This is a genomic window from Amycolatopsis mediterranei (assembly GCF_026017845.1).
In the GTDB taxonomy this organism is placed as follows: Bacteria; Actinomycetota; Actinomycetes; order Mycobacteriales; family Pseudonocardiaceae; genus Amycolatopsis; species Amycolatopsis mediterranei.
In genome coordinates this window covers 3,254,102-3,274,638 of sequence record NZ_CP100416.1, presented here as the reverse complement: position 1 = coordinate 3,274,638, position 20,537 = coordinate 3,254,102, and the positions used below count along the sequence as shown (strand labels likewise).

The following is a 20,537-nucleotide window of genomic DNA, read 5'->3' as shown; positions in this document are numbered from 1 at the left end:
GGAGCGGCCAGGCGGTAGCGTTTCCGGTGTGGCCGTGACCGATCCCGTGGATACCCGCCTGCTCGCCGCGCTCGCCGACCTCGGCAAGGCGGCGGTGCACGAGCTGGCGGCCAAGGTCGGCATGGATCCCCGCGAGGTCGCCTACCGGCTGGTCGCCCTCTCCGGCAGCGGGCTCCCCCTGCTCGTCGGCGTCGAAAGCGACCCGAACGGCCTGCGCGCGGCCATCGCCGGCGCCCCGCCGTCGTGGGCGAACCGGCCTCAGTTCCCGCCGCCTTCACAACCCGTGCCGCAGCAGCCCGCCCCGCCGGTCCAGGGGACGCCTTCGGGGCCGTACACCGTCCAGGGCGCCCCCTCCGGGCCGTACACCGTGCAAGGCGCGCCCTCGGGGCCCTACAACGTCCACGGCACGCCGTCCGGGCCGCACCACGTCCAGGGGACGCCGTCCGGGCGCTACCCCGGCCCGCCACCGCAGCAGCCGCCGCACCCGCCCCGGCCGTTCACGCCGCCTCCGGTGCCGCTCGACCCGGCCGTGAGCACGTGGGGCGTGCCGCAGACGGCGTCGTGGGCCCGCGGCGACGAACCCGCCCGGCCGAGCGGCCCCGCCGCCGGCAAGCGGGCCAGGCTCGGCGAGGTCAGGGAGACGCAGGGCCTGGAGGGCGAGCAGCTGTCGGTGCAGCTGCTGGAAGTCCAGGACCCGGCCGACTACCTGTTCAGCGCGGCCGGGTACCGCCTGGAAGCCGGTGAACGCGCGGTGGTGGTGCACACCGAGATCACCAACCGCGGCTCGATCCCGTTCGCGTCGCTGCCGGACAACTACCTCGAGCTGCTCGCCGCCGACGGCCAGGCGATCGGCAAGGCCCCGGTGTCGCTGACGTCCCGGCCCCCGCACAAGATCGGCGTCAACCCGGGCGAAACGCTGGGCGGCCACACGGTCTACGTCCTCCCGGACGCCACCCGCGTGGTCTCGGTCCGCTGGAGCCCGCGGCCGGAGCCGGACGAGCGCACGATCACCTGGTCGATCGAGGACTAGTAGCTTTCGTCGCGCAGGATCTCCAGGGCCTTCGCCAGGTCGTCCGGGTACTCCGACTCGAACTCGACCCAGCGGCCGTCCGCCGGGTGCGCGAACGCCAGGGTCTTCGCGTGCAGCCACTGCCGGCTGAGCCCGAGGTGGCGGGCCAGCACCGGGTCGGCGCCGTAGGTCAGGTCGCCGACGCAGGGGTGCCGCAGCGCCGAGAAGTGGACGCGGATCTGGTGCGTCCGCCCGGTTTCGAGCTTGATGTGCGTGAGCGACGCCGCCCGGAACGCCTCGACGACTTCGTAGTGCGTCACGCTCGGGCGGCCGCCCTGGACCACCGCGAACTTGTAGTCGTGGCGCGGGTGGCGGTCGATGGGGGCGTCGATCGTGCCGCGCATCGGGTCCGGGTGGCCCTGGACGATCGCGTGGTAGCCCTTGTCGACCGTGCGCTCCTTGAACGCGCGCTTCAGCACGGTGTACGCGTGCTCGCTCTTGGCCACCACCATCACGCCGGTGGTGCCCGCGTCGAGCCGGTGGACCACGCCCTGGCGCTCGGCCGCACCCGAGGTCGCGATGCGCAGGCCGGCCGCGGCGAGGCCGCCGACGACGGTCGGGCCGGTCCAGCCCGGGCTCGGGTGCACCGCGACGCCGACCGGCTTCGAGATCACCACGATGTCGTCGTCGTCGTGCAGGATCTGCATGCCGTCGACCGGCTGGGCGACGACCTCGACCGGGTTCGCCGGCTCCGGCAGGGTGATCTCCAGCAGGCCGCCGCCGGAGAGGCGGTCGGACTTGCCCGCGGGACGGCCGTCGAGCAGCACGTCCCCGGATTCGGCGAGCTCGGCGACGACCGTGCGGGACAGCCCGAGCAGCTTGGCGAGGCCGGCGTCGACGCGCATCCCGTCGAGCCCGTCGGGCACCGGGAGCATCCGCGAGCTCACGCCTGCTCCTCCGGTGCCTTCTCGATCTGTGCCTTCTCGATCGTCTTCTCGAGCTTCTTGTCCTTGGTCGACGTGCCGTCGTAGTCCTTGCCCAGCAGCGACAGCAGCACGATCAGGGCGCCGCCGACGCAGATCGCGGAGTCGGCGATGTTGAAGATCGCGAAACCCTTGCCGTTCGGGGCGAACGCCGAGATGAAGTCGACGACGTGACCCTGCAGCCCGCCGGGCGCGCGGAAGATGCGGTCGGTCAGGTTGCCGGTGGCGCCGGCGAGCACGAGGCCGAGGCCGATCGCCCAGCCGATCGACCGCAGCCGCCGCGACAGCCAGATGATCGCGATGACCACGGCGAGTGCGACCAGGGCGAGCACCCACGTCATGCCGGTGGCCATCGAGAACGCGGCGCCGGGGTTGCGGATCACCTGCAGGTAGATGAGGCCGCCGAGAACCTTGACCGGCTCCTTGCCCTCCAGGTTGGCGACGACCAGGTTCTTCGTCACCAGGTCGATCGCCCAGAACACGACGGCGACCGCGAAGACCCAGCCGACCCGCCGCTTGGGCAGCAGCGGCTTCGCCGGGATCTCCGGGTTCTCGGGCGCGTCCGCGGCGGGATCGGGCACCGCATCGGCGGGCGCGGCGGTGTCGGGTTCGGAGTGGCTGGGCTCGGTGCTCACCGGTCCATTGTCCACGGCGGCGGCCAGGCCGTGTCGGGCCCGTCCGGCGGCGGGCGCGAACGGCTCGCCCGCCGCGGCGGGCGAGGCCGCCACCGGCGTCAGGAACACCGGCGCGACCTGCGCGAATCCGGCGGTCAGGGTGTCCGGGGGTGCTGCCGCAGCAACGCGGTGAAGGCGGCGGCCAGCAGGATCAGCGCCGAGACCAGCATGCCCACCAGGTCCGCCGAAAGCACCACGGCGACCAGCGCGAACGCGACCGTCGTCAGCAGGACGAACCGGCTGCGCTCGTACGCGGCGAGGACGAGCAGGCCGAGCGTCGCCAGCAGCGGGCCGCGCAGCCCGTCGCCGAGCCGGAACTGCCAGGACCCGACCAGGTCGAGCAGCGGAACGGCGAGCAGCGCCCCGATCGTGCCGAGGACGAACCACCCGGTGCGGACGGGCCGCCGGGCCCGCGCGTACCAGACGGCCGTGCCGGCGAGGACCACGCCGAGCCCGACCAGCCAGCCGGGCCCGATCGGCGGGCCGGTGCCCCCCCGTGTGGAAATCCTCCAGGGGAAACCTCAGCGCTTGGCTGTACTCGGTCGTCCCGTGCGGGACCGTCGGCTCGAGCAGGAGATTCGCGGCTTCGTCCTCGGCCGGGCTGCGGCGGGCCGGCAGCTGCACCGCGACCAGGCCGATCTCGGTGAATCCCAGCAGTGCCAGCGGAAACCAGAAACGCGGCCCTCTCCCCATCGCTGCAGGCTAGCGCTCAGCAGAAGGGCGGCAGCTCCCGCGGGTCGCCCACCGGCGCCCAGCGGCCGTCCACCTTCGCGTATTCCCAACGCGCTCCGCGGGCGACGATCTGCCGCAGCGCCAGGAGCACGCGGTCGACGTGTTCTTCCGTGCTGCCGAGGCCGAGGCTGACGCGAACCGCCTGCTGCCCGTCGCCGCCGGTGACGCCGATCAGCCGCTTGGCCGCGATGTGGGCGCAGAAGGCGCCGTCGCGGACGCCGATGCCGTACTCGGCGGACAGCACCGCGGCGAGCCAGCCCGGGTCGAAGCCGTCGACGACGAAGCTGACCGTGCCGACCCGGTCGACCGGCGCGTCGAACAACCGCAGCTCGGCGCAGCCGGGGATGCTCTCGAGGCCCTTGCGCAGCCGGGTGAGCAGAGCCTGTTCGTGCGCCTCGACGACGTCCCAGTTCCGGCTCAGGGTCTCGCACGCGACGCCGAGCGCGTATACGCCGACCGTGTTGGGCGAACCGGCTTCGTGGCGCTCCGGGCCGGTGTTCCAGACGACGGCGTCTTCGGTGACGAGCTTGGTCGCGCCACCGCCGGCGAGGTACGGCCGGGCCGCGCGCAGCCAGTCGGCGCGCCCGATCAGCGCACCCGCGCCGAAGGGCGCGTACAGCTTGTGGCCGGACAGGGCCACGTAATCGACGTCCAGTTCCTTGAGCGAGATCCGGCGGTGCGGGGCGAGCTGGGCGGCGTCCAGCGCGATACGGGCGCCGTGTTTCCGGGCCACCGCGGCGATTTCCGCCACCGGGAGCAGCTCACCGGTCACATTGGACGCTCCGGTGACGACGACCAGCCGCGGTCCCTGCGGGGCGTCCGCGAGTGCTTCGTCCACAGCGGACACCGCGGCGAGGCGGGTGCGCGGGGTCGGGATCCGCCGGACGTGCGGCCCCTGCCACGGCAGCAGCGCGGCGTGGTGCTCGGTGTCGAACACGATCACCGTGGTGTGCCGCGGCAGGCTGCGGGCGAGGAGGTTGAAGGAGTCGGTGGTGTTGCGGGTGAAGACGACGGTGTCGGTCCGCCGGGCGCCGACGAAGCGGCGCAGGGTGTCACGGGTGCGCTCGTAGAGCCTGGTGGAGACCTGCGACGCGAAGCCGGCCCCGCGGTGGACGCTGGCGTACCAGGGCAGGAACTCGTCGACGGCGCCGCGGACGGCCTCGAGGCACGGGGCGCTCGCGGCGTGGTCGAGGTTGGCGTAGCCGATGTCCCCGCCGGTCACCAGCGGAACCCGCAGCGACGCGCCCGCCACGGCGGGGACGGCGCGGGTTTCGGGGCTTGCGGGGCTTTCGAGCTGGGTGCGGTCGATGGCGAGAGTCATCGGGGTGCCTCCTCGGCGATCCGGGGGACCCCGGCGAGGGGCCCGCGCTTGCCCGTCGCACGGCGCGACCGGCCCGGTCTTCACCCGGGGCACCCCACCGCGGTAGGAGGGTTGCCGGCCAGCAAGCCGGGGCTTCGCGCTGGCACTCATGACCTGAGCCAGAAGGTAACCGAGAACGCCGCCGGTGGCCAACCCCCGCCTCACATTCTGAGACGCCGGTCACAGAGCGTGCTCAGCGGCCGGATTCGCCCTTCCAGCGGGCCAGGCGCCCGGCCCGGTCGACGGCGCGCAGCCGTCGCTCGGCGGCGTCGCGGACGGCGCTCGTCGTGACGACCAGCAGCTGGTCGTGCTCCTGCAGCCGGCTGGTCTTCTGCGGGGTGAAGCCCGCGCCGCCGCGCACGACCAGGCTGATCGTCGCCCCGATGGGCAGCCGCAGCTCGGACAGGTACACGCCGTGCAGCTTCGAGCCCGGCTGGATGCGGACCTGCAGCAGTTCGGCACCCAGCTCGTCCAGCGGCGCGGAGTCGACCTCGACCTCGTGCGGCTCGGACTTCTTGGCCAGCCCGAGCCGGCGCGCGAGCGGGCCGAGCGTCGCCCCCTGCACCAGCGTCAGCACGATGACCAGCACGAACACCGCGTCGACCAGCCGCTGCGCGCCCGGCAGGCCCTGCGACAGCGGGATCATGGCGAGCACGATCGGCACGGCGCCGCGCAGCCCGGCCCACGACAGGAAGGCCTGTTCCCGCCACGGCAGCCGGAACGGCAGCATCGCCAGGACGACCGAGACCGGCCGCGCCAGCAGCAGCACGACCCCGCCCGCGACCAGGCCCGGCACGATCGCGTCGAGCAGCCGGCCCGGCGACGCGAACAGCCCGAGCAGCACGAACAGCCCGATCTGCGCCAGCCAGCCCAGGCCCTCGGCGAACGACAGCGTGTCCGACCGGTGCGGCAGCCGCGAATTGCCGAGCACCAGCGCGGCGACGTAGGTGGCGAGCAGCCCGGACGCGTGCAGCAGCTGCCCGGACGAGTACGCGACGACGCACACCGCGACCGTGGCGAGCGGGTAGAGGCCGGTCGCCGGCAGCGCGGCCCGGCGCAGCGCGAACCCGCCGAGCCAGCCGAAGGCGAGCCCGATGACCAGGCCCGCCGTCAGCTCGTAGACCACCAGCAGCGGCAGCGTCCAGTCCACAGTGGTGCCTTCGGCCAGCACCACGACGGCGATGTAGGCCGGCGCGTCGTTGATGCCCGACTCGAGTTCGAGCGCGCCGGTGAGCCGGTGGCCGATGCCCGCGGTACGCAGCACCGAAAACACCGCGGCCGCGTCGGTCGAGGCGAGCACCGCGCCCCACAGCAGCGCCAGCCGCCAGTCCAGGCCCAGCAGCCAGTGCAGCGCCGCGCCGGTCACCGCGACGCTCGCCACGACGGCCACTGTGGACAGTGCGATTCCGCGGCCCAGCGCGGGTTTCACCGCCGACCACCGGGTGGTCAGCCCGCCTTCGGCGAGGATCATGACGAGCGCGGCGAGCCCGAGCGACTGGGTCAGCCCGGGGTTGTCGAACCGGATGCCGAAGCCGGCTTCGCCCAGCAGGACGCCGATGGCCAGGTACAGCAGCAGCGAGGGCAGGCCGAGCCGGATCGACACGCGCACGGCCAGCACGGAGGCGAGGAGCACGACACCGCCGACGCCGAGCAGCACGGGAAGCTGGTCCATGCCCGCCTCCTCCCGAGTGCCGTGGGGCCCTCAGAATAGTGAGGCGCGCGGGTTAACTCGTTCGTGTACCGCTGCCCGTCGCCGGACACCCGGTGTGTTAAGGCGCCGCGACCCCACCGAGCGCGTCGAGATCGACACCGAGAGCGGCGAACGGCTCCCCCGCCGCGGGCAGCACCTTGACGGCGCGGTGGCCGTCCCTGGCCACCCAGCCGGCGTCGACCGCGCGGTCGAGCAGCGCCGCGGGCAGGGCGCCGGCGAGGTGGTCGCGGCGCTCCGTCCAATCCAGACAGTCACGCAGCAGCGGCCGCCGCCCGGCGGCGACCGGCACGCCGAGGTCGGCCAGCACCGATCGCCCGCGCGGGGTGAGGGCCAGGCCGTCGGCGGTGCCGAGCAGGCCGGTGGCGAGCATGCCTTCGCGCAGCGCCACGCCGAGCTCGCCGGCGAGGTGGTCGTAGCAGGTCCGCGCGAACCCGAGCCGCCGCGCCCGCAGCGACGACTTGAGACCGGTCACCGGGCGGTGCTCGGCGTGCTGGGCCAGGTGCTCGATCAGCTCGGCGACGCGCGGATCGGCGATCCGGACGTAGCTGGCCCGCCCCTGCTTGACCCGGACGACGAAACCGGCCCCGGCCAGCCGGCTGACGTGCTCGCTGGCCGTCGAGAGGGCGATCCCGGCCGCCTTCGCGAGCTCGCCGACGGTCCAGGCCCGGCCGTCCAGCAGCACGAGGCACATGGTGGCCCGGCTCGGGTCGGCGAGCACCGCGGCCACCTCGGCCAGCGCGATCGTCTCCATACCCCCACGCTACGGCCCCGACGGTTCGGCCACGGCCGAACCGTCGTACCCAGCCGGACGACACGCGTACCCCGGTGGACGACACGCGTACTCAGCCGGACGACACGCGTACTCAGCCGGACGACACGGCGCCGGCCGCCTGCCTCCGCGTGTCGTCCATCCAGGTACGCGTGTCGTCCGCGTGGGTACGCGTGTCGTCCGGCTGGGTCCGGGGTCAGAGGGGTTTGAGGAACTTGGCGGCGACCTGGACGGCCGGGCCCGAGTCGTTCGAGTTCTCCAGGACCACCGCGAAGGCGATGGTGCCGCGGTAGCCCACGAACCAGCCCGTGGCCTGCTTGCCGTCGCCGAACTGGGCGGTGCCCGTCTTGCCGAAGACGGTGCCCGACGCCGCGGCCGCGCGGCCGGTGCCGCTGGTCACCACCGCGCGCATCATCTTCCGCACCTCGCCGAGCACCGACGCCGGCGGCGGGGAGTAGCCCTTGACCACCTTGGTCTCGACGTCGTGCCACAGCCGCGGCGTGATCGCCTTGCCGGAGGCGACCGTGGCGGCCATCAGCGTGCCGCCGAGGGCGCTGGCCTGGATGCGGCCCTGGCCGAACCCGTCCTCGACCTGCTCGTCCTTGCTCGCCGCGGGCTCGACCTTCCCCAGCTCCGTCTTGAGCCCGGGGATCTCGTAGTCGGCGTTGAGGCCCAGCTCGTCGGCCGCCTTCTTCAGCCCGTCCGCGGGCAGGCCGAGCGCCAGCTGCCCGAACGTCGTGTTGCAGGAGCGCGCGAACGCCGTCTGCAGGTTGGTCGCGCCCAGCTCGAAGCCCTCGTTCTTGACCGTCCGGGTGCCGATCGTCGCGACGCCCGGGCAGTCGACCGGCGAAGCCGCGTCGAGCCCGCTCTGCTGGACCGCCGCCACCGAGGTCGCGATCTTGAACGACGACCCCGGCTCGTACAGGCCGTTGAGCGCCTTCGGCGAGTTTCCGGCCGCGGTGTTCTGCGCGACGGCGAGGATGTCGCCGGAACCCGTGTCGAGGGCGACGAGCATCGCCGATCCCTGGTAGCCGTCCACCGCGGCCTGGGCGGCGTTCTGCGCATCCAGGCTCAGGCTCGCCACGAGCGGCTTCGCCCCCTCGGCCGACGCCTTCCCGAACAGCGTCTCGAGGCTCTTGCCACCGGCATCGACGCGTTCGACGGCGAATCCCCCGCCGGCCGCGGCGGTGACCTGCCCGGTGAGCGCCGAGCGCAGCAGCGGGGCCGGGTTGCCGTCCACCGGCCGCACGCCGCCGGGCCCGCTGACGACCAGCGGCTTGCCGTCGCGGTCGGCGACCGCGGTGGTGTCCTGCGCGGCGGTGCTGATCACCAGCCGCTGGCCCGCCTCCAGCTTCGGGTGCAGCAGCGACGGCGCCCAGTGGACCAGCCACTTCCCCCCGTTCTGCGCGAGCTGGAACGGCACGTCGTAGGTCCACGTCTTGCCCGGCTTCAGCGTCCACGACACGCTGAACGTGCCGTCCGTCTGCTTCGCGCCGGCCGCGGCCGGCTGCAGGGCGGTCAGCTTGGCGGTGACCGACGACGGGGTCAGCGCGTTCCGCGTGGCCCGCAAGGCCACCGCGGCGGCCGCGTTGTCGTCGGTCAGCCGGCCCGCCGCGTCGGGGTTGTTCTCGGAAAAGTCCTGCAGGTACTCGGTGATCGCGGAGTTCGGGTCGTGCGCGCCCGGGCTCTCCACCGCGGTCGCGCCGGTGGCGGCCTCCGGCGTCGATCCGCCGCTGTTCAGCACGAAGAACGCGGCCACCAGGACCACGACGACCAGCAACGCGCCACCGATCAGGATGCCGCGTCTCTTAGCGGGATTCACCTTCGACGTACCCCTCCCCCAAGGTGCCGCCCCGGATCCGGGGTGGCCGGTCGAGTCTGCACCCTACCGGCCACCCGCGGCAATCATGCTTTCGCCACCGCCACGGTGACCTTCGTGCCGTCGCCGACCGTGCCGGCGAAGCCCTCGCCGACCGGGCCGTAGGTCACCGACGTCGCCAGCGTCTCCGACGCCAGGAACTCCTCGTGCGTCCGAGCCGCTTCGACGACGTCGGCGGGCGCGTCGATGGTGAGCGCGATCCGGTCGGCGACGTCGAGCCCGGCGTCCCGGCGGGCCTGCTGCACGACCCGGACCAGGTCGCGGACCAGGCCCTCGGCCGCCAGTTCCGGCGTCACCTCGGTGTCGATCAGGACCAGCCCGGACCCGCCGGGCAGCTCCGCCGCCGCGCCGCCGCCCTTGGCGACCAGCCGGCGTTCGAACTCGCCTTCCTGCAAGGCGATCCCGGCCGCGACCACGGCGCCGCCCTGGAACGACCAGTCCCCCGCCTTGACGGCCTTGATCACCGTCTGGACGTCCTTGCCCAGGCGCGGGCCGGCGGCGCGGGCGTTCACCGCGACCTCGAACCCGCCGTGCGCGGCGACGTCGGTGGTCAGCTCGACCGCCTTGACGTTCACCTCGTCCCGCAGGATGTCGGCGAAGGCGCCCATCGTTTCGGCGTCCGAAGCCGCCACGACCAGTGACGACAGCGGCAGCCGCACGCGCAGCTTGTTCGCCTTCCGCAGCGACAGCGCCGACGACGCCACCTGCCGCACCCGGTCCATCGCCGTCACCAGCGCCGCGTCCGCGGGCAGGTCGTTGGCGTTCGGCCAGTCGGTCAGGTGCACCGAACGGCCGCCGGTGAGCCCGCGCCAGACGACCTCGGTGGTCAGCGGCAGCAGCGGTGCCGCCACCCGCGAAGTCACCTCCAGCACGGTGTGCAGCGTGTCGATCGCGTCCTGGTCGCCCGCCCAGAAGCGATCACGCGAGCGGCGGACGTACCAGTTCGTCAGGACCTCGAGGAAGTCCCGGACGGTCTGGCACGCGCCCGCGACGTCGTAGTGGTCCATCGCGTATTCGACGTCGGTGACCAGCTCGTGCGTCTTCGCCAGGACGTACCGGTCGAGCACGTTCGGCGAATCCGTGCGCCACTTGCCTTCCACGCCTTCGGCGTTCGCGTACAGCGCGAGGAAGTAGTACGAGTTCCACAGCGGCAGCACGGCCTGGCGGACGGCGTCGCGGATGCCCTTGTCGGTGACGACGAGGTTGCCGCCGCGCAGGATCGGGCTCGCCATCAGGTACCAGCGCATGGCGTCGGAGCCGTCGCGCTCGAAGACGTCGTTGACGTCCGGGTAGTTGCGCAGCGACTTGGACATCTTCGCGCCGTCCGAGCCCAGCACGATGCCGTGCGAGACGCAGGTGCGGAACGCCGGCCGGTCGAACAGCGCCGTCGCCAGCACGTGCAGCAGGTAGAACCAGCCGCGGGTCTGCCCGATGTACTCGACGATGAAGTCGCTCGGGTAGTGGTGTTCGAACCACTCGGCGTTCTCGAAGGGGTAGTGCACCTGGGCGTACGGCATCGAGCCCGAGTCGAACCAGACGTCGAGGACGTCCGGGACGCGGCGCATCGTCGACTGGCCGGTCGGGTCGTCCGGGTTCGGCCGGGTCAGGTCGTCGATGTAGGGCCGGTGCAGGTTGTCCAGCCGCACGCCGAAGTCGGCCTCGAGCTCGTCGAGCGAGCCGTAGACGTCGGTGCGCGGGTACGCCGGGTCGTCGGACTGCCACACCGGGATCGGCGTGCCGAAGTACCGGTTGCGGGAGATCGACCAGTCGATGGCGTTCTCCAGCCACTTCCCGAACTGGCCGTCCTTGACGTTCTCCGGGTACCAGGTGATCTGCTGGTTGAGCTCGACCATCCGGTCCTTGAACTGCGTCACCGCGACGAACCACGACGAGACCGCGCGGTAGATCAGCGGGTTCCGGCAGCGCCAGCAGTGCGGGTAGCTGTGGTCGTAGGTCTCGTGCCGCAACAGGACCGCGCCCTGCCGCGCCGCGGATCCGGTGCCGTTCTTGAGGTCCCGCACGATGTTCGGGTTGGCGTCGAAGACCTGCTGGCCCTCGTAGTCCGGCACGGTCGCGTCGAACTTGCCGTGCGCGTCGACCGGCGTGACCGGCGGGATGCCCGCGGCGTCGGTGACGACCTTGTCGTCGGCGCCGTAGGCCGGGGCGATGTGGACGATCCCGGTGCCGTCGTCGGTGGTGACGTAGTCGGCGGCCAGCACCTGGTGGGCGTTCTCGGTGCCGAGGAAGTACGGGAACGGTGGGGCGTAACGGGTTCCGAGCAGCTGCGTGCCGGTGTAGTGCGCGACCACCGTCGGCTCTTCGCCGAGCTCACGCGCGTACGCGGCAACCCGCGCTTCGGCGAGCAGGAACCGCTTGCCCTCGCTCTCCACGACGACGTACTGCACCTCCGGGTGCACGGCCGTGGCGAGGTTCGACGGCAGCGTCCACGGCGTCGTCGTCCAGATCAGCAGATAGGTGCCGTCGAGCTCGGTCCCGTTGCCCTCCAGGCGGAAACCGACCGTGACGGCCGGGTCCTGGCGGTTGCGGTAGACGTCGGAATCCATGCCGAGCTCGTGGTTGGACAGCGGCGTCGCGTCACGCCAGCAGTACGGGAGGACGCGGTAGCCCTCGTAGACGAGTCCCTTGTCCCACAGGCGTTTGAAGGCCCAGAGCACCGACTCCATGTAGGTGACGTCGAGGGTCTTGTAGTCGTTGTCGAAGTCGACCCAGCGGGCCTGGCGGGTGACGTACTCGCGCCACTCGTCGGTGTAGCGGAGAACGGACTCCTGCGAAGCCGCGTTGAACTTCGCGATGCCCATCTCTTCGATCTCGGACGTCTCGGTGATGCCGAGCTGCCGCATCGCTTCGAGCTCGGCGGGCAGGCCGTGGGTGTCCCAGCCGAAGCGGCGCTCGACCTTGTGGCCCTTCATCGTCTGGTAGCGCGGCACCAGGTCCTTGACGTACCCGGTGAGCAGGTGGCCGTAGTGCGGCAGGCCGTTGGCGAAGGGCGGGCCGTCGTAGAAGACGTACTCGTTTTCGCCCTTTTCGCCGGCCGGGCGCGCGTCGATCGTCGCCTGGAAGGTCCGGTCGCTCTCCCAATAGGCGAGGACCTGCTTCTCCAGTGCGGGGAACGACGGCTGCGACGGGACTCCTGCGCCGTCGCCAAGCTGGGCCTGGGGGTACATCCGGGTGCTCCTCGGTTCGTCGCTCGCGTACGGACGACCGGCTTCGCACCGGTCACCCACACGGGGACGAGACGCCTCGGCGTTCCGCGGTACCACCCCGCTTGCCTGCTCGCGCAGGCCACTTCGTTCGACGGCTGTCACGGGCCGCACCCGTCCGGTTCTACTGAGAGCTCGCGCTCGGTTCTTCCGGAGGCTCCCCGGTGATGGCCGGATCGGCGCCTGTTGCCTACCAGGTTAACCGGCCCGCGCAACCGGGTTGTCACGAGGGGCACGTACCCCGGCGAGCGTGACGCCGATCGCGACCAGCCACAACACCCCGGCGATCAGGCCGGCCGCGTGGAGCCCGGCGAGGAACTGCCCGCCCGGCTCGCCCGCGACCGCGCCGAGCACCGCCACCCCGAGCGCGCCGCCGGCCTGGCGGGCGGTGTTGTTGACCCCGCCGGCCACGCCCGCGCGCTCCGGCGGGATGCCACCGACCGCGGCCGTCACCACCGCCGTCGTCAGCAGGCTCATCCCGATCCCGAGGCCGAGCAGCGTCGGCAGGAGGGCCGGGTACCCGCTGTTTTCGTTCAGCAGCAGCAGGTTCAGCATGCCGAGCGCGCCGAGCGCGAGGCCGGCGACCATGAGCGGCCGCGGCCCGAAGCGGCCGGTCAGCCGGCCCGCGACCGGGGCCAGCAGCGAGAGCGGGCCGAACAGCGGCAGCACCTCGAGCCCGGCTTCGAGCGGTCCCGCGTGCCGGACCCCCTGCAGGTACAGCGTCAGGACGAGGATCGCGCCGATGCCGGTGAAGTTCATCGCCGCCGCGACGAAGTTCGGGCTCGACGTCCGGCGGACGACGTCCGGGGGCAGCATGGGATCCGCGCCCCGGCATTCCACGACCGCGAACGCCGCGAGGGCCCCGGCCGCCACGATCCCGGCCACGATGTTCCGGTCGATGACCGCGTACACCCCGGCGCCGAGGGCGGGCACCGCGGTGGCGACGCCGGCGACGTCGATCCGCCGTCCGCTCCGGCGCTCGCCGCGCGGGACGAGCCGCCGCGTCGCGAAGACGGCCGCCAGCACGACGGGGACGTTGAGCCAGAACACCGGCCGCCAGCCCGCCGCCGTCACGACCGCGCCGCCCAGCACCGGGCCCGCCGCCAGGGCCAGCGCCGACACGCCGGTCCAGAGGCCGAGGGCCCGCGCGCGCTCGGCGCGTCCCGGGTAGGCCGTCGTGATCACGGCGAGCGTCCCGGGCAGCAGCAACGCCGCGCCAAGGCCCTGGCCGGCGCGGGCGGCGACGAGCCACGGCGCCGAGCCGGCGAGCCCGCACGCGGCCGACGCCGTGCCGAACAGCGCGAAGCCCGCGAGGACCACCCGGCGGTGGCCGAAGACGTCGCCGAGGGCGCCGCCGGTGAGCAGGAAGGCGGCCAGGGTGACGGCGTAGCCGTCCACCACCCACTGCTGCGTCGCGAGGCCGGCGTGCAGGCCGGTGCCGATGGCGGGCAGGGCGACGTTGACGACCGTGACGTCCAGCTGGACGAGGAACATCCCGGCGCACATGGTGAACAGGAGCATGTCCCCAGTGGACCGCGGGGACACTTCGGTTTGGGTGGAAGCGTCGCGGGGGCACCCTGGGAGCGTGGAAGGTGACGCCGACATCGCGCGCACGGCCGCGCTGTTCGCGGACCCGGCCCGGGTCCGCGTGCTGCTCGCGCTCGCCGACGGCCGGGCGCTGGCGGCGTCCGTGCTGGCCGCCGAAGCGCGGCTGTCCGCGCCGGGCGTCAGCGCGCACCTGGCGAAGCTGCGGGCGGCGGGCCTGGTCGTCGCCGAGAAGTCGGGGCGCCACCGGTTCTACCGGCTGGCCGGCCCGGACACCGCAGAGCTGCTGGAGACGCTGGCCCGGCGTTCGCCGTCCCAGCCGGTGACGTCGTTGCGCGAAGGGACGCGGGCGGAGGCGCTGCGGACGGCCCGGACGTGCTACGACCACCTCGCGGGCCGGCTCGGGGTGGCGGTGACGTCGGCGTTGCTGGCCCACGGTGCTCTGGCCGGTCCCGGTGATACGCGACGGCGGCCGGGTGACCGGATTTCGGCTCCGCTGCGCGAACACCCGTACACGCTGGGTCCGGCGGCTTCCGCGGTGTTCGGCTCGCTGGGCGTGGACGTCGACGCGGTCGCGGCCGGACGACGTCCGCTGCTGAAGTTCTGCGTCGACTGGAGCGAGCAGCGGCACCACCTGGCGGGCGCGCTGGGCGCGGCGGTGGCGACCCGGTTCCTCGACGCGGGCTGGGTCCGGCGGCGAGCCCGGGCCCACCGCGCGCTGCGCCTGACCCCGGAAGGCTCCCAAGCCCTCGCCACTCACCTCGGCTTGGCAGACCTCGCCGCCTGACGCCGTGTCGTCCCTTCAATCACGCGTGTCGTCCCTCCAGACACGCGTGTCGTCCCCTCAGGCACGCGCGTCGTCCGCTCCAGCGGGCATTACGCGAGATCCGGCGGGCACCTCGCGGTGATTGGAGAGGCATCATGCGTGATGGGAAGGGCATCATGCGTGATTGGGGGGTCGACACGGTCAGTGGTGGGCGGCGACCAGGGTGGCGTCGGGGCGGCAGCGGTCGCAAGGGGTGAAGCCGAGCTGGCGGGCCTCGCCCACGCCGATCGGGATCGTGTCGCGGGTGCCGAGCCAGGGGCACGTCCTGAGGTGGTAGCGGGGGTGCTCGTCGACCACCACGACCTCGTCCTCGAGGTCGGCCAGGACCGCGATGTCGGCTTCGGAGGTCTCTTCCACGCCCGGGTCGGAATCGGGCTTCGTTTCGGCCTCGGCTGAAGCGTCGGGCTCCGGGGCCGGCTCGGGGTCAGGCGTGTCGGCCGGGTCACCCAGGTCGCCGGCGGCCGGGATCAGGGTGGTTTGTTCTTCTTCGGCAGGCGACTCAGGTGACTCAGACGCCTCAGCCGGCTCGGGCTCCGGCGCGGAAACGACCAGAGCCGAAGGTGCGGCAGAGCGGCGACGGCGGCGCAGCCAGTCGGCGACCAGGAGCAGCCCGGCCAGTACGGACAGGCCGATGGAAACCCACGCCCACAGCGAAGAGGCCGTGATCAGCGCGGTGACGAGCAACCCCAGAGCCGCCAGTACCAGGACCAGCACGATGTAAAGCACGCTGAATTACAGCACGAACCGCCCTGGAGCGAACCACGACCCGCCCACGTGTGGTACCGGATCGACTCCGAACCGTGGTCCACCCCACCGGCGGCGGCCGGCGGGGTGGACGCGGAACGGGAACTCAGCCGGCTTCGGCGCGCGGGCCGAAGGAGTAGCCCTGGCCGCCGCTCGTCGAACCGGACGACTGCCCGGAGTTCGACGACGCCGACGCGGGGGCCGCGGAACCGCGGTCGTCGAGTTCGCGCAGCTGGGACTCGAGGAACCCGCGCAGCCTCGTGCGGTACTCCCGCTCGATCGTGCGCAGCTCTTCGATCTTCTTGCCCAGCCCGCTCTTCTCGGAGTTCAGGCTGTTCATCGTCTCGGTGTACTTCCGCTGGGACTCGCGCTCCAGCGTGGTCGCCTTGTCGCGCGCCTGGCGCTCCAGGGTTTCGGCACGGGTCCGCGCATCGTTCAGCATCGTGTCGACGCGGGTGCGGGCCTCGTTGACCATCGAGTCGGACTTCGCCCGGGCATCCGAAAGCAGCTGCTCGGACTTGGTGCGGGCCTCGGCCAGCATCCCGTCGGACTCGGTCTTCGCCTCGGCGGTCAGCCGGTCGGCCATCTCCTGGGCCAGGCCCAGGACCTTGGCGGCCTGCACGTTCGGCTCCGTGCTGTCGCTCACCATCGAGTGCGCCTGGGTCTGCTCCATGGCGGACTGCGGCGGCGGCACCGGGGCAAGCCGGCGCGACGGCTCTTCACGCATCGGGGGCGCGCCGACGTTCGCCTTGGCGTTGTCGAGCTCGCTCCGAGTCGACTCGAGTTCGGCGTCGAGCTGCTCCATCTGCTGGCGCAGCTCGTTGTTGTCTTCGATCAAGCGGGCCAGCTCGGTCTCCACCAGGTCGAGGAACGCGTCCACCTCGTCCTCGTTGTAGCCCCTCTTGCCGATGGGCGGCTTGCTGAACGCAACGTTATGCACGTCAGCGGGGGTCAACGACATCAGATCACCTCACGCACTCCATGGCCTGCAGGGTCCACCCAAGTTTCCCCGATCAACTTGGAGTCGCCAGTTGCATCGCGAAGAACACAACCAACAGCAGCACCATAATCGACAAGTCCAGTCCGACGCCGCCGATTCGAACCATCGGAATGATTCGCCTGAACAGACGAACCGGCGGGTCCGTCACTGTGTAGATGGTCTCGAGCGTGACCGCAACCCCTCCGGCCGGATGCCACTCACGCGCGAAGGTCCGGACGAGTTCGACCACGATCCGCGCCGTCAGCAGCAGCCAGAAGGCGAACAGCACGTACCAGACGACCAGCCACACAGCTTCCACGTACCTACTCTAACCGGGCGTCCTCTCCGAAGACGCAGTTGAGGGGGCCGACCTCGCCTCGGGTCGGCAAAGTCACGTCTGCATGCGCTCAGCGGTCCCGGCGACTTCAGCCCCGCAAAAACAATCCGCCCTCGGCAATCCGCCGACGGTCTTCCGCGGTGACGTCCACATCGGGCGGTGAGAGAAGGAACACCTTGTTGGTGACCTTGTCCATCGACCCCCTGAGCGCGAACGCCAGCCCGGCCGCGAAGTCGACGAGCCGCTTCGCGTCCGCGTTCTCCATCTCGGTGAGGTTCATGATCACCGGGATGCCCTCGCGGTAGTGCTCCCCGATCGCCCGCGCCTCCGCGTAGCTGGTCGGGTGCAGCGTGGTGATGCGGCTCAACGGGTCACGCACCGGCTGGCGCACGACCGGCTCGGTGACCGGTCGCAGCCGGGCGACGGGTTCCGGCTGCCGGTCCATGGCGAGCGCGCCGTGGACAGCGGGCTCGGAGCTGGGCACGGAGCGTGACCGGCTGCGGCTGACAGGCTCGTCGTACGTGTCATCGACGTCGCGGTACCGTGAGCGGGACGGCCGCGGCGCCGGCTCCTCGTAGGAGTCGTAGTCGTCGTCCGCGTAACCGCGCCGGTAATCGTCTTCGACGTCGTAGCCGTCATCGTCAGCGGGCACCATCCCGAAGTAGGCCTTCAGCTTCTGCAGCGCGCTCATGCCTCTCCCTAGCCCTAGCCGCTCCCGCACTGACTCAATCTCCACGCCGTCAGTGCCCCGCGCGGGCGGCCACGAAACGTGACGACCGCGCGAGCTCCCTACGGCGAGGCTAAACCGCGTCCACCGAGCAACGCGGTTCCGACACGCACAGAGGTCGAGCCGTGCGTGATCGCCTGCTCGAGATCATGGCTCATCCCGGCGGAGACGTCTGCGGCATTCGGGTGATCTTTTCGGAGGCTCTCCCCCGCGCGAGCGAGCCGTTCGAAGGCCGCGGCCGGGTCCGCACCCAGCGGCGCGACGGCCATCAGGCCGCGAAGCCGCAGCTCTCCGGACTGCGCGATGTGGTCAGCGAGCGCGGGGAGCTCGGCGAGCGGGCAGCCGCCGCGTCCGGGGTCGTCGTCGAGGCTGGCCTGGATCAGCACGTCGAGGGGTTCCTCACGTTTACCGCTGTAACGCTCGGTGTGCACCGCCTTGGCGAGCGCGTCGGCGAGCCGGGCGGAGTCGACGGACTGCACTTCGTGTGCCCAGCCGACCACGGAACGCGCCTTGTTCCGCTGCAGCCGGCCCACCATGTGCCACCGCAGCCGGGCGGCGACCTCGGCGGCCTTCGGCCCGGCCTCCTGGTCGCGGTTCTCGCCGACGTCGGTGACGCCGAGCTCGGCCAGCAGCGCGACGTCGGACGCGGGGAAGGTCTTCGTGATCGCGATCAGCTTGACCTCGTCCCGCGCGCGCCCGGCGGCGCGGCAGGCGGCGGCGATCCGCTCCTCGACCTCGGCCAGGTTCTCGGCCAGCTCGGCCTTCCGGGAGGTCACGCCTCGATCCAGGTGATGCCCGCGATCCGCCCGGTGGTCCCGTCGCGCCGGTAGCTGAACAGTGTCTTGTCCTCGTTCGTGCAGCGCGGGTCGACGCCGATCTTGCCGACGCCGAGGTCGGCCAGCTGCCGCCAGAGCCCGGCGCGCAGGTCGAGGCCGGGGGTGCCCGTGCGGGTCTTGCACGCGCTGCCGGGGACGTGTTTCTCGACGTCGGCGGCCATGGCGGCGGGGACCTCGTAGCAGTCGCCGCAGATCGCCGGGCCGAGCAGGGCCTCGATCCGGTGCGGCTCGGCGCCCAGCTTCCGCATGGCCTCGACCGCGGCCGCGACGACGCCGACCCGCGTGCCCACCCGGCCCGCGTGCACCGCCGAGACCACCCCGGCCTCGGCGTCGGCCAGCAGGATCGGGACGCAGTCGGCGACCAGCACCACGAGCGCGACGCCCGGGGTCGCGGTCACCAGGGCGTCGGTCGCCTCCGCCGCGGTGGTTTCCGAGCCGTCCACGATCGTCGCCGTGCGGCCGTGGACCTGCTCCATCCAGGCCAGCTCGTCCTCGGCCAGGCCCAGCTCGGCGGCCAGGCGCTTGCGGTTGGCGAAGACGTTGCCCTCGTCGTCGCCGACGTGGTCGCCCAGGTTGAAGGTGTCGTAGGGGGGCCGTGACGCGCCGCCCGCCCTGGTCGTGACCACTCGCCGCACCCGCACGAAATCCTCCTGAACATCACTGAAGGCCACCACCCACGACTCTAGTTCGCGGGCGATGGCCTTCAGAGGTGTGGCTAGCGCCGCATGAACGGCGGGACGTCGACCTCGTCGTCCGACGGGTCGTCGTGCACCGGCATCGCGCGCCCGGGCAGGCTGCCCTGGGTCGCGTTGGAGCCGAGCGGCGAGTAGCCGCGCGAACCGCCGCCGGGCTGCGGGAGCCCGCCCGAGGGCTGGTTGCCGCCGGCCGACGGCAGCGGCGAGTGCGACCGCGGCGGCGCCACCGGGTAGCCGGAGCTGCCCGCGGACGGCACCGGGGTGGCGCCCGACGGCGGCGACTGCGAGTTCGAGACCTGGCCGGCCGAAGCCGACGCGGTGGACGACCCGCGCGAGCCGGAACCGAACGTCGACGGGTCCAGCTTCTTGTGCGTCGGCGCGCCGGCGTCGAACCCGGCCGCGATCACCGTGACGCGGACCTCGTCGCCGAGGGAGTCGTCGATGATCGTGCCGAAGATGATGTTCGCGTCCGGGTGCGCGGACTCCTGGACCAGCGACGCGGCCTCGTTGATCTCGAACAGGCCCAGGTCGGAGCCGCCCGCGATGGACAGCAGCGCACCGTGGGCGCCGTCCATCGACGCCTCCAGCAGCGGCGAGTTGATCGCCTTCTCCGCGGCCTGGATGGCCCGGCCCTCGCCGCGCGCCGAGCCGATGCCCATCAGCGCGGAGCCCGCGCCGGACATGACGCTCTTGACGTCGGCGAAGTCGAGGTTGATCAGGCCCGGCGTGGTGATCAGGTCGGTGATGCCCTGGACACCGGAGAGCAGCACCTCGTCCGCGGAGCGGAACGCGTCCATCAGCGAGACGCCGATGTCGCCGAGCTGCAGCAGCCGGTCGTTCGGGATCACGATGAGGGTGTCGCACTCGTTGCGCAGCGACTGGATGCCGTCTTCGGCCTGCTTGCCGCGCCGCTTGCCCTCGAAGGTGAACGGGCGGGTCACGACGCCGATGGTCAGCGCGCCCAGCTTGCGGGCGATCTGCGCCACGACCGGTGCGCCACCGGTGCCCGTGCCGCCGCCTTCACCGGCCGTCACGAACACCATGTCGGCGCCCTTGATGACCTCTTCGATCTCTTCACGGTGGTCTTCGGCGGCCTTCTGGCCGACCTCGGGGGCGGCGCCCGCGCCGAGGCCGCGGGTCAGTTCGCGGCCGATGTCCAGCTTGACGTCGGCGTCGGACATGAGCAGTGCCTGGGCGTCGGTGTTCACCGCGATGAACTCGACACCCTTGAGGCCGACCTCGATCATGCGGTTCACGGCGTTCACGCCGCCACCGCCGATGCCGACCACCTTGATCACCGCAAGGTAGTTGTGCGGGGGCGTCATCGAAGTCCGCCTTCCTGATCGTTGTGCCCGTACAGCCCGCCGCCGGTGATCAACCCTCAACCTCAACCCCAGATCGAGAGTTATGTCAACCGCCGACGTTAGGCAGGACGGTAGGCACCAGGCAGGCTCTAATCCAGTAGGCACGCCGTGTGTCGCAAAGGTGTTTTGCCACAACACGTTCGAGC

General features: G+C 72.1%; 18 protein-coding genes and 1 riboswitch. Of the genes, 2 read left to right on the top strand and 16 right to left on the bottom strand.

The window, feature by feature from the left end; genetic code table 11:
• Positions 1-28: 28 nt before the first annotated feature.
• Positions 29-1,030 carry an AsnC family protein gene (locus ISP_RS15620; RefSeq protein ID WP_013224837.1) on the top strand — a complete coding sequence of 334 codons (1,002 nt, stop codon included), beginning with the start codon at positions 29-31 and terminating at the stop codon, positions 1,028-1,030.
• Here ISP_RS15620 and ISP_RS15615 read toward each other — a convergent pair.
• The 9 genes from ISP_RS15615 to ISP_RS15575 all read right to left on the bottom strand — a co-directional run bounded on the left by ISP_RS15615 (position 1,027) and on the right by ISP_RS15575 (position 13,859).
• Positions 1,027-1,956: an RluA family pseudouridine synthase gene (locus tag ISP_RS15615; RefSeq protein ID WP_013224836.1), complete on the bottom strand. Its 930-nt coding sequence runs from the start codon at positions 1,954-1,956 to the stop codon at positions 1,027-1,029. The two genes, ISP_RS15620 and ISP_RS15615, sit on opposite strands and share 4 nt — an antisense overlap.
• Positions 1,953-2,735: a signal peptidase II gene (gene lspA / locus ISP_RS15610; RefSeq protein ID WP_013224835.1), complete on the bottom strand. Its 783-nt coding sequence runs from the start codon at positions 2,733-2,735 to the stop codon at positions 1,953-1,955. Before lspA ends, ISP_RS15615 begins: the two co-directional genes overlap by 4 nt.
• A gap of 26 nt (positions 2,736-2,761) precedes the next feature.
• On the bottom strand, positions 2,762-3,112 hold the full coding sequence (locus ISP_RS15605) for a hypothetical protein (RefSeq protein WP_013224834.1): 351 nt from the start codon (positions 3,110-3,112) through the stop codon (positions 2,762-2,764).
• 263 nt (positions 3,113-3,375) lie between these two features.
• Positions 3,376-4,719, bottom strand: coding sequence for an aminotransferase class V-fold PLP-dependent enzyme (locus tag ISP_RS15600; RefSeq protein ID WP_013224833.1), 1,344 nt, complete (start codon positions 4,717-4,719; stop codon positions 3,376-3,378).
• 39 nt (positions 4,720-4,758) lie between these two features.
• Positions 4,759-4,873: riboswitch (SAM riboswitch) on the bottom strand.
• A gap of 78 nt (positions 4,874-4,951) precedes the next feature.
• On the bottom strand, positions 4,952-6,430 hold the full coding sequence (locus tag ISP_RS15595; protein WP_013224832.1) for a potassium/proton antiporter: 1,479 nt from the start codon (positions 6,428-6,430) through the stop codon (positions 4,952-4,954).
• Positions 6,431-6,527: 97 nt separating this feature from the next.
• A complete protein-coding gene (locus ISP_RS15590) occupies positions 6,528-7,220 on the bottom strand; it encodes an ArsR/SmtB family transcription factor (RefSeq protein ID WP_013224831.1) in 693 nt (230 codons plus the stop codon).
• Positions 7,221-7,434: 214 nt separating this feature from the next.
• Positions 7,435-9,060 (bottom strand): penicillin-binding transpeptidase domain-containing protein, encoded by a 1,626-nt coding sequence (locus ISP_RS15585; protein ID WP_013224830.1) that lies wholly within the window; start codon positions 9,058-9,060, stop codon positions 7,435-7,437.
• Positions 9,061-9,143: 83 nt separating this feature from the next.
• Complete coding sequence (ileS, locus tag ISP_RS15580) at positions 9,144-12,302, bottom strand: isoleucine--tRNA ligase (RefSeq protein ID WP_013224829.1); 3,159 nt, start codon at positions 12,300-12,302, stop codon at positions 9,144-9,146.
• Positions 12,303-12,536: 234 nt separating this feature from the next.
• On the bottom strand, positions 12,537-13,859 hold the full coding sequence (locus tag ISP_RS15575; protein ID WP_013224828.1) for an MFS transporter: 1,323 nt from the start codon (positions 13,857-13,859) through the stop codon (positions 12,537-12,539).
• Between the two features lie 64 nt (positions 13,860-13,923).
• On the opposite strand from ISP_RS15575, the gene ISP_RS15570 reads away from it, so the two are divergent.
• Positions 13,924-14,670 (top strand): ArsR/SmtB family transcription factor, encoded by a 747-nt coding sequence (locus ISP_RS15570; RefSeq protein ID WP_013224827.1) that lies wholly within the window; start codon positions 13,924-13,926, stop codon positions 14,668-14,670.
• Positions 14,671-14,850: 180 nt separating this feature from the next.
• On the opposite strand, the gene ISP_RS15565 is transcribed toward ISP_RS15570, so the two are convergent.
• The 7 genes from ISP_RS15565 to ftsZ form a co-directional block, all read right to left on the bottom strand.
• A complete protein-coding gene (locus ISP_RS15565) occupies positions 14,851-15,435 on the bottom strand; it encodes a hypothetical protein (protein ID WP_013224826.1) in 585 nt (194 codons plus the stop codon).
• Between the two features lie 124 nt (positions 15,436-15,559).
• Positions 15,560-16,414 carry a DivIVA-like cell division protein Wag31 gene (gene wag31 / locus ISP_RS15560; RefSeq protein ID WP_013224825.1) on the bottom strand — a complete coding sequence of 285 codons (855 nt, stop codon included), beginning with the start codon at positions 16,412-16,414 and terminating at the stop codon, positions 15,560-15,562.
• A 52-nt stretch (positions 16,415-16,466) separates the two neighbouring features.
• Positions 16,467-16,742, bottom strand: coding sequence for a YggT family protein (locus ISP_RS15555; RefSeq protein WP_013224824.1), 276 nt, complete (start codon positions 16,740-16,742; stop codon positions 16,467-16,469).
• Between the two features lie 115 nt (positions 16,743-16,857).
• The gene (locus tag ISP_RS15550) at positions 16,858-17,460 is read right to left on the bottom strand and encodes a cell division protein SepF (protein ID WP_013224823.1); all 603 of its coding nucleotides are present in this window, start codon (positions 17,458-17,460) and stop codon (positions 16,858-16,860) included.
• 98 nt (positions 17,461-17,558) lie between these two features.
• Complete coding sequence (locus tag ISP_RS15545) at positions 17,559-18,272, bottom strand: YggS family pyridoxal phosphate-dependent enzyme (RefSeq protein WP_013224822.1); 714 nt, start codon at positions 18,270-18,272, stop codon at positions 17,559-17,561.
• The gene (gene pgeF / locus ISP_RS15540; protein WP_013224821.1) at positions 18,269-18,973 is read right to left on the bottom strand and encodes a peptidoglycan editing factor PgeF; all 705 of its coding nucleotides are present in this window, start codon (positions 18,971-18,973) and stop codon (positions 18,269-18,271) included. The genes ISP_RS15545 and pgeF overlap by 4 nt, the downstream gene beginning before the upstream one ends.
• Before the next feature lie 74 nt (positions 18,974-19,047).
• Positions 19,048-20,352, bottom strand: coding sequence for a cell division protein FtsZ (gene ftsZ, locus ISP_RS15535; protein ID WP_013224820.1), 1,305 nt, complete (start codon positions 20,350-20,352; stop codon positions 19,048-19,050).
• Positions 20,353-20,537: the final 185 nt, after the last annotated feature.